Raw genomic sequence first — 1,237 nt, forward strand, 5'->3', positions numbered from 1 at the left:
TGGAATGTCAACACTAAACTGGACAAAAATTATAAGGTCTGTTGCTTGAATTCGACTGGTGTTAAATAGCCTAGTGTTCCGTGAATTCGAATGTTATTGAACCAATGAACATAATCATCAAGTTCAAGAGCGAGCTGTTGAAGAGAAGAGAAATGAGCTCCGTTAGCGAATTCTGTTTTGAATACCTTAAATGTCGCTTCGGCCACGGCGTTGTCATAAGGGCATCCTTTCATGCTTAGTGATCTCTGGATACCAAATGTTTCAAGAGCTTCTGAAATGAGCTGATTATCAAACTCTTTTCCACGGTCTGTATGGAACATTTTTATGTCATTCAGATTGGCTTGAATACTTGTAATGGCTTGATATACAAGGTCTGCTGTCTTATTTGCTCCAGCACTACGGCCGATGATTTCGCGATTGAAAAGGTCCACAAATAGGCATACATAATGCCACTTTTTTCCGACACGGACGTATGTTAAATCGCTGACAATGACAGCTAATTGTTGATCTTGCTTAAATTGGCGCCGTAATTCATTCTTTATAGGAGCTTCGTTACACGTTGATTTGTGTGGTTTAAATTGTGCCACTGTATAATTCGACACGAGCCCTACTTCGTTCATGAGTCGACCAATACGGCGACGTGAAACATATTTTGGTTCAGGTAACTTGGCTAATTCTTTCTTGATTTTGCGTGTACCATAATTGTTTCGACTCTCTTTAAAAATACGAGCAATTTCTTTAGAAAGCTCTTTATCTTCAGCTCTCTGTGCACGTTTGCCTGCTACATCAACATGGTAGTAATACGTACTTTTTGGAATATCGAGGACGTTACACATTGCTGATACCGAATAGTTGTGAGCGTTATTTCGAATCACATCTATTTTCGTCCCATGATCAGCGCTGCTTGCTTTAAAATATCGTTCTCCATCAGTAAACGTTGATTTTCTTTGCGAAGTTGCATCAGTTCATTTTCTTCTTCAGAACGATTATCTTTGGCGGCAAATGAACCTGTTTCCTGATGATTTTTAATCCAACGATCTAACGCAGAAGGTGTAATATCATATTCTCTAGCAATGTCTGCACGAGATTTTCCATTTTCATAAAGCTTCACTAATTGCAGTTTAAATTCGGGTGTAAAAGTTCGACGTTGACGTGTCATAGTAGCACGCTCCCTTAATTTAATAGTCTAAGTTTACAAGCCCTTATTTCATCTGTCCAACTTAGTGTAGCCTATCCA

At 39.0% G+C, this 1,237-nt stretch carries 1 protein-coding gene; it reads right to left on the bottom strand.

Going from position 1 to position 1,237, the window contains the following annotated elements:
• Positions 1 to 29 precede the first annotated feature (29 nt).
• Positions 30 to 1,159 (bottom strand): IS3 family transposase gene (locus AC1FXZ_RS21790; protein ID WP_480057563.1). Its coding sequence is split into 2 segments (ribosomal slippage): positions 30 to 880 and positions 880 to 1,159, totalling 1,131 coding nucleotides; the frame shifts between segments, so codons are not numbered across the junction.
• Between the last annotated feature and the right edge of the window lie 78 nt (positions 1,160 to 1,237).

Source organism: Halalkalibacter sp. HAAS-P014, assembly GCF_056619965.1.